Source organism: Streptomyces bobili, from assembly GCF_002154575.1.
GTDB lineage: Bacteria > Actinomycetota > Actinomycetes > Streptomycetales > Streptomycetaceae > Streptomyces > Streptomyces bobili.
On sequence record NZ_MUBA01000730.1, the window covers coordinates 1 to 7422 of the forward strand.

Genomic DNA, 7422 nt, shown 5'->3' on the forward strand with positions numbered 1-7422 from the left:
CAAGAACGCGCCACGGGCGCCCCCGGAAGGCGCCCGTGGCGCGTTCTTGACAGGGCACCGAGACCGTGGGGTACTGCGGATGCGAAGGCCGGGCGGACGTGACGGGGGTGAGTCTCCTGCCGGAGCTGCGCTACCCCACTGTGCCCGAACTGACCGCGTCCGCCAGGGCGTTGGCAGCACTGCGGCCCGGACTGTGCACGCTGCGGAAGGTGGGTCTCTCACGGGCCGGCCGACCGCTGCATCTGCTGTCGGTGGGGCATGCGCGGCGGGCCGTCCTGGTCGTCGCGGGCGCTCACGCCAACGAGCCCACCGGCGGCCCGACCCTGCTCGCCCTGACCGAACGGGTCCTGCTGGAAAGGGAGTTGAGGGACGGCACGTCCTGGCACTTCCTGCTCTGCGCGGATCCCGACGGGGCGAGTCTGCACGTGACGCCGGCGCCGCGCAGCCTGCTGGAGTACCACCGGGGCTTCTTCCGGCCCGCGGGCCCGGAGCAGCCGGAGTGGTCCCCGGCCGTCCTGCCTGCGGACCGGCTGCCGCCGGAGACGCGTGCGCTGACCGGGGTCATCGACGAGCTGAGGCCCTACCTCCAGGTGACGCTGCACGGCACCGAACTGGGGGGCAGCTGGGTGCAGTTGACCAGGGACATCCCGGGTCTGGCCGAGCCGTTCGCCAAGTCGGCGGCGCAACTGCACATCCCGGTGGAGACGGGCGCCTCCGACGCGGCGGGGTGGCCCGCCTCCGGGCCGGGGGTGCATGTGATGCCGGAACCGGGCGCGGGCGTGGCCTACCCGAGCATGCCGGACGACGCGCGCCACAGCACCTGGTACCACGCCCACCGCCACGGCGGCCTGACCGCGGTCGTGGAGGTGCCGATGTGGGCGAGCGACCTGGTGGACGACCCGGCGCCGCACCCCGGTCCCGCGCAGGCGATCCAGCGTCTGGCCGGCCGTCTGCTGCGGGACGCCCGGGAGGTGGAGCACGTGCTGGCTGAGGCCTCGCCCCGGCTGGAGGGCGTCGACGGGCCGCTGCTGAGGGCGGCCCGCTGGGCGCTGGAGCTGGTGCCGGGCCTGGCCGCCGACTGGACCCACACGCCCCCGGCCGACACCACCATGGCGTACGTCGGCAGTGTGGACGCCTTCGGCCGCCGTCTGCCGCTGCGGGCGGCGGCGATGCTGTGGCGGGTGCTGCGGGAGCGGGACGACCGGGCGGCGCCGCGTCTGGAGCGTCTCGTCGAGGCGTGGAGCGAGGAGTTCGCCGAGCGGTTCCGGGCCCGCTGGGTGCCCTTGGAGCACCAGGTCGAGCACCAGTCCCGCACGGTCGTCGCGGCGGCGCTGCACGCGCGCGAGGGGTCACCGCAGCAGCCCTAGAAGCTGCGGCGGCCGAAGAACCGGCGGCGGGCGGCTCCGGGCGCGCGCACGCCCCGCGCGCGTGTGCGCGTGTCTGCGTGTCTGCGCGGGCCCGGAGCCGGCCGGCCGGTCTCAGGCCCCGGGCAGCCCGGCCGGTTCGGGGAGTTCGGCCAGTTCGGGGAGCTGCTCGTCGTCGAGGGCAAAGACCGCGCCCGTGCGCGCGAGCATCACGCAGGTGTTGGAGAAGGTCTCCGTGTACTCGACCGGGCGGCCGTTCCACCGGCCGCTCGCGTGGGCGGTCACGGGCGCGTACAGGAGGGAACAGACGGCGTCCTCGTGCGCGACGGCGCCGATGTCGCCGTCGGCCGCCGTGAGGTCGGCGCAGGCCTCGGCGGCGCGGGAGTGGCCCTGGGGCGGGTCGCACAACAGGAGGGTGCCGCGGGTGTCGCTGGAGCGGGAGTCGCCGGTGGTGACGGTGAGCCGGAGTCCGTCGCCGGGGAGGAGGCTCCGGGGCGCCGAGGCCTGGGTGGGGGCGACGGCGGCGAGGAGGAGGGCGGCCGTGACGGGCAGGGCGCCCAGGAGGCGGTGTGTGGGGAAGTGCTTCATTCCCGGTGCATCGGCACGGTGGCCCCGGTTCCCCAGTCCGGCTCACCCGATCGTGCGGGTGCGGGGGCCGGCCGGGCGGCCAGGTCGAACGCGGCGAGGACGACTCTCGTCTGGTACTCGACCTGGCGGGCGACCGGGATCCAGCGGGCCCCGAAGCCGTCGTGGTAGTCGGCGCACCAGGCGTCGATGAGCGCGTCCAGTTCGGGAAGCACCCCGGCCGGATCCTGCCCGGCCCCGGCGACGAGCTGGTGGAGCAGGCCCGCGGTGCGTACGGCGATCCGGCGGCCGGCGATGCGCAGGGCGGCCAGGTGGGCGGTGTTCAGGGGTGGCAGCGGATGTGCGGGGTCGCCCGCGTCGGGGTCCCAGGCGTCGGCGAGGCCGGGGCAGACCAGGAGGTAGTCGTGGACGGGGGCGAGCAGGCGGGCCGTGTCGGGCGCGGCCGGGAGATGGGGCGCCGCGCGCGCGAGGAGGCGTTCGAGGAGCCGGGTCTCGTGGCGCAGGGTCCGGCTCACCGCGCGTAGCACGGCGTCGCGGTCGTCGGGCGGTGAGTCGTCCTCGACGGCGGCGACGCCCCACATGGGCGCCTCGACGACCGCGGTGACGGTGCCGTGCCGGTGCGGGTGGTACCAGGTCGACTCGACGGCGGCCTCGGTGATGGCGGCGGCGAGGTCGCGCGGGCGCGGTGGCGGGATCCGGTAGACGGCGGGTCCGAGGCCCGGCCAGTACAGGGTGTCGTAGGAGCCGAGTTCGCGCGGGATGCCGAGGCGGGCGGCGGCGTGGGCCACGCGCCGCGGGAGTCCGGGGAGGTCGCGGGTGAGTTCGACGAAGCCGCCGCCGACGTCGACGCCGTGCAGCGAACACTGGAAGAAAGGTTTCAGCTCGTCCTGGAGGCCGAGCAGCGCCCGTGTCTCCGGCAGCGCCGCGGCTCCCGCCCCGTCGGGCAGCCACTCGGGCTGTTCCCGGAAGCCTGGCCGGAAGAAGTGCCGGAAGTAGCGGCCGAGGCTGTACGGGCCGGACAGCCAGCCCTCGTTGCGGCGCAGGCCGTCGGGGTCGAGGCAGAGCAGCAGGTTCCAGGTGGCGTCGGCGTCCTCGGTGAGCCTGGGGTCGGCGAGGACGCGCTCGGCGAGCCGCAGGACGGTGGCGCCGCCGACGGGTTCGTTGGCGTGCGGTCCGGCGACGATCAGGGCCTGGCGGGTGCCGTGGCCCACGGAGAGCAGCCACAGGGGGGTGCCCGCGCGCGAGACGCCGACGCGGCGCAGCCGGGTGTCGTGGGGCCGGCGGGCGACGAGCGCGGCCGCGCGGGCCGCGAGTTCGTCCGCGGTCGGGTAGCGCAGGAGTGGCGGCAGGACACACCTCCGCGTCGGGGCCGGCGCCGTCGGTTCACCGGGAGTGCCGGGTGTACGCACAGTGAGTCATGGCGCGGGAGGTACGTCAACACCGCCCCGGCGGGCTCGGCTTGCCGGTGCGGGACTCAGTTCACGGAGAGACGGAACGCCATCAGTCCGAAGGCGACCTGGTCGCCCTCGCGGACCACGGCGGCGCCGATGACGCGTCGTCCGTTGACGGTGGTGCCGTTGGTCGAGCCGAGGTCGCGCAGGATCCACACACCGCCCTGGCGGCTGAGCTCGGCGTGCACGCGCGAGACGCTGTCGTGGGTCAGTCTGAGGCCGCTGGCCGGGTCGCGGCCGATGCGCAGGGCCCGCGCGGTGCCGGGGTGCGGGAGCAGCAGCTTGGGCAGCCGCTCGGCCTGCCAGGCCCTGCGCAGCCGTACGGTGAAGCCGGAGACGGCCTCGACGGTGCCGAAGAGGGCGCGCGAGAAGCGGTTCTCGCTGGGCAGGTCGGCGGTGAGGACCGCGAGTTCGTCGGAGCGGCGGGCGGCGAGCGCCAGTTCCATGCGCCGGATGAACGTGTCGTGGGAGAGACGGCCCATGGCGGCGCCGTCACGGAGCACCTTCAGCGCCCTGTCGCGCTCCACGTCGGACAGGCGCGCGGGGTACGTGTTGAACTCGAATGACGACGTCACGTTCGTGATTGTCGGGCAGTGAACGGCGGGTGTCCAGAAAACGGGAGAACGGCGGCCACGCGCGCGTGCCCGGATCGACGCGTGACGACACCGCTGCCGATGGGGGTGTTCGCGCGGCGGATCGATCTCGGGTGGAGCACGATGGGTCGCGTCGGGCTACCTCACGGTCGGCGGACCGTGAGCAGACGAAGGGGAACCGTCCGTGCAGTTCGAGGTGTGGGCACCGCAGGCCGAACGTGTGACGCTCCAGTGCGAGGGCGTCACGCGCGCGTTGGAGCGCGACGCCACGCGGCCGGGGTGGTGGAGCGGCGAGGCGGAGGCGCGGGACGGCACGCGGTACGGCTTCGCGGTGGACGACGGCCCGGTGCGGCCGGACCCGCGTTCGCGCCGTCAGCCGGACGGGCCGGACGGGCTGAGCGCGGTCGTCGACCACGGCCGGTACGCGTGGCGGGCCGCCTGGCCGGGGCGTCCGCTGCCGGGCGCGGTCCTGTACGAGCTGCATGTGGGCACGTACACCGCCGAGGGCACGCTGGACTCGGCGGCCGGCCGGCTCGGCCATCTCGTCGAACTGGGCGTGACCCATGTGGAGTTGATGCCGCTGTGTCCCTTCCCCGGCCGACACGGCTGGGGCTACGAGGGGGTGTCGCTATGGGCGGTGCACGAGCCGTACGGCGGGCCCGAGGCGCTGAAGCGGTTCGTCGACCGGGCGCACGAGCTGGGGCTGGGCGTGGTCCTGGACGTGGTGCACAACCACCTGGGCCCGTCGGGCAATTACCTGCCCGTGTTCGGCCCGTACTTCACCGACACCCACCACACTCCGTGGGGTTCCGCCGTCAATCTGGACGCGCCCGGCTCGGACGAGGTGCGGGCGTTCCTGCTGGGCAGCGCGCTGGCGTGGCTGCGCGACTACCGGATCGACGGACTGCGGCTGGACGCGGTGCACGCGCTGGCCGACACGCGCGCGTACCCGTTCCTGGAGGAGCTGTCGGAGTCGGTGGACGCGCTCGCCGCGGAGACGGGCCGGCCGCTGTTCCTGATCGCCGAGTCCGACCTGAACGACCCGCGGCTGATCACGCCCCGCCTGGAGCACGGCCTGGGTCTGCACGCGCAGTGGAACGACGACTTCCACCACGCCCTGCACACCGCCCTGACCGGCGAGTCCCAGGGCTACTACGGCGACTTCGCGCGCGACCCGTTCGCCGCGCTCGCCAAGACCCTCACCGGCGGCTTCTTCCACGACGGCACCTACTCCAGTTTCCGCGACCGGTGCCACGGGCGCCGGCTGGACCGTACCCGGCTGCCCGCGCACCGGCTGCTCGGCTACTCCCAGACCCACGACCAGGTCGGCAACCGCGCCCAGGGCGACCGGCTCTCGGCCTCCCTCTCCCCCGGCCTGCTGGCCTGCGCGGCGGCACTGACGCTGACCTCGCCGTTCACGCCGATGCTGTTCATGGGCGAGGAGTGGGCGGCGGGCACGCCCTGGCAGTTCTTCACCGACCACACCGACCCCGACCTCGCGGAGGCCGTACGGCGGGGCAGGCGGCGGGAGTTCGCGGCGCACGGCTGGGCGGAGGAGGACGTGCCCGACCCGCAGGACCCGGCGACGCGGGACCGCTCCTGCCTGGACTGGTCGGAGCCGGAGCGTGAGCCGCACGCGCGCGTGCTGGCCTGGTACCGCCGGCTGATCGCGCTGCGGCACGCCCAGGCGGACCTGACCGATCCGGACCTCGCCGACCTCAAGGTCGCCCATGACGCGCAGGCCCGCTGGCTGGCCTTCCGCCGCGGCGACGTCCGGGTGGCCGTGAACCTCGGCAAGGCGCCGGCGGCGATCCCCCTGGGCACGCGTCCCGCGCGCGTGCTGGCCGCGTGGGAACCGGTGGAGGCACCGGGCCCGGACGGGTTGCTGCACGTGCCCGGCGAGTCGTGCGTGGTGCTGGAGCAGGACTGAGAGCGACTCCGCAGGGCTGGGGCGGGCTGCTCCGCTAGTCTTCCGCCCCGTCCTCGCGGAGTTCCGTCACCCGTTCCAGCAGGATCGCCTCCCAGGCCCGTCGCAGCTGGGTGCGCAGCAGGGCCGGGGGCTCGGTGCCGTGGCCGGTGAGGCGCTCGTCGAGGCGTACGACGGTGTCGCAGCGGGCCAGCCACAGGCCGCGCAGGCAGGCGCGGGCGCCGTACCCGGTGAGGGTGGCGGCGCGGACGGCGGCGCCGGAGCCGACGGCGAGGGCGAGGCCCGCGATGTCCTCGGCGGGGTCGCCGACGACCGCGCCGGTCCAGTCGAGGACGCCGCGCACCCGGCCGTCGGCGCCGACCACGAGGTGCTCGCCCCGCAGGGTGTGGTGGACGAGGACGGCTGTGGCGGGCTGCGCGGCGAGCTGGGCCGCGCCGGGAGGGGTGAGCTGGTGCAGCCGGGCCGGGTCGAACTCGTCGGCGGCGCCGAGGCGTTCGGCGGCGGCCACCGCCATCCGGCGCAGTGCCTCCAGGGAGCGCGGGGCGACGCGCGGCACGCCGGTCGTCTCGGCCTGGCGGACCGGTACCTCGCGCAGTCCGCCGAGCAGTCCGGCCAGGTCGGCCTCGCCGACGGCGGACACGTCGTGGTCCTCGGCGGTTCCGCCGGGCACCAGGGTGTCGAGGGTGTAGGTGAGGCCGGGCGACCATTCGCCGTGCGCGACGGAGGCCGGCACGGCGACCGGGACGTGCGGCCGCACCAGGTCGCGCAGCCGCAGTTCGCGGCGCATGCGGACGGTCGCCTCGCGGTCGGAAGCCAGCCGCAGGACGTGGCGGGTGCCGACCCACCAGGTGCCGTGCCCGCTCCCCTGGGTGACGGGCCGCACCTCGGGGCCGCGACCGCTGTCGTCGCCGTTCTTGAGGAGCGTGCGCACCAGTCGGCGGACGGTGTCCGCGGTGGGTGTGGGTGCCTGGGTCATGGTCGCGCCGTAGCCGTTCGAGTGCCGTTCGGGTGGGTGCCGGTCGGGGTGGGTGCCGGTCGGGGGGTGCCGGGACTCCTGGTGGTTCTCAGTCGACGACGACCAGCTCGCGGGTGGTGTCGTTGAGGCGCCTGCCGCCGTTCTCGGTGACCGTGACGATGTCCTCGATGCGCACCCCGAAGCGGCCGGGCAGGTAGACGCCGGGTTCCACGGAGAAGCACATGCCGGGGACGAGCGGCTGCTCCTCGCCCTCGATCATGTACGGCGGCTCGTGCGTGGTGACGCCGATGCCGTGACCGGTGCGGTGGATGAAGTACTCGCCGTACCCGGCGTCGGCGATGACGGCGCGGGCGGCCCGGTCGACCTCCTGGCAGGCGACGCCGGGCCGTACGGCGCGGAAGCCGGCCTCCTGGGCCTCGCGGACGAGGTCGTGGACCCGGCGTTCCTCGTCGGTGGGTTCGCCGACGTGGACCGTGCGGGAGGTGTCGGAGCCGTAGCCGTCCTTGAGGCCGCCGAAGTCGAGGAC

The 7422-nt window shown here is 75.0% G+C and carries 7 protein-coding genes; 2 read left to right on the plus strand and 5 right to left on the minus strand.

Annotation, left to right across the window (positions count from 1 at the left end):
- The first annotated feature begins 107 nt into the window (after positions 1-107).
- Complete coding sequence (locus tag BZL64_RS36840) at positions 108-1367, plus strand: M14 family zinc carboxypeptidase (protein WP_086773363.1); 1260 nt, start codon at positions 108-110, stop codon at positions 1365-1367.
- 111 nt (positions 1368-1478) lie between these two features.
- On the opposite strand, the gene BZL64_RS36845 is transcribed toward BZL64_RS36840, so the two are convergent.
- From BZL64_RS36845 to BZL64_RS36855, 3 genes are all read right to left on the minus strand, one after another.
- Positions 1479-1952, minus strand: a complete 474-nt coding sequence (locus BZL64_RS36845) for an SSI family serine proteinase inhibitor (RefSeq protein WP_086773364.1) — start codon at positions 1950-1952, stop codon at positions 1479-1481.
- Positions 1949-3358, minus strand: coding sequence for a M14 family zinc carboxypeptidase (locus BZL64_RS36850; protein ID WP_086773365.1), 1410 nt, complete (start codon positions 3356-3358; stop codon positions 1949-1951). Before BZL64_RS36850 ends, BZL64_RS36845 begins: the two co-directional genes overlap by 4 nt.
- 65 nt (positions 3359-3423) lie before the next feature.
- Positions 3424-3975, minus strand: coding sequence for a DUF1707 and FHA domain-containing protein (locus BZL64_RS36855; protein ID WP_086773366.1), 552 nt, complete (start codon positions 3973-3975; stop codon positions 3424-3426).
- 202 nt (positions 3976-4177) lie between these two features.
- On the opposite strand from BZL64_RS36855, the gene treZ reads away from it, so the two are divergent.
- Positions 4178-5923: a malto-oligosyltrehalose trehalohydrolase gene (gene treZ / locus BZL64_RS36860; protein ID WP_086773367.1), complete on the plus strand. Its 1746-nt coding sequence runs from the start codon at positions 4178-4180 to the stop codon at positions 5921-5923.
- Between the two features lie 34 nt (positions 5924-5957).
- Here treZ and BZL64_RS36865 read toward each other — a convergent pair whose 3' ends face one another.
- Both BZL64_RS36865 and BZL64_RS36870 read right to left on the minus strand, forming a co-directional pair.
- On the minus strand, positions 5958-6896 hold the full coding sequence (locus tag BZL64_RS36865; RefSeq protein WP_086773368.1) for a phosphotransferase family protein: 939 nt from the start codon (positions 6894-6896) through the stop codon (positions 5958-5960).
- 88 nt (positions 6897-6984) lie between these two features.
- The coding region (locus BZL64_RS36870) for a M24 family metallopeptidase (RefSeq protein WP_143663426.1) at positions 6985-7422 on the minus strand (438 nt) is incomplete at its 5' end.

What these genes read in the sequence shown, in the direction of transcription:
- BZL64_RS36845 (WP_086773364.1), bottom strand. Translation starts at nt 1,952, where the DNA reads ATGAAGCACTTCCCCACACACCGCCTCCTGGGCGCCCTGCCCGTCACG.
- BZL64_RS36865 (WP_086773368.1), bottom strand. Translation starts at nt 6,896, where the DNA reads ATGACCCAGGCACCCACACCCACCGCGGACACCGTCCGCCGACTGGTG.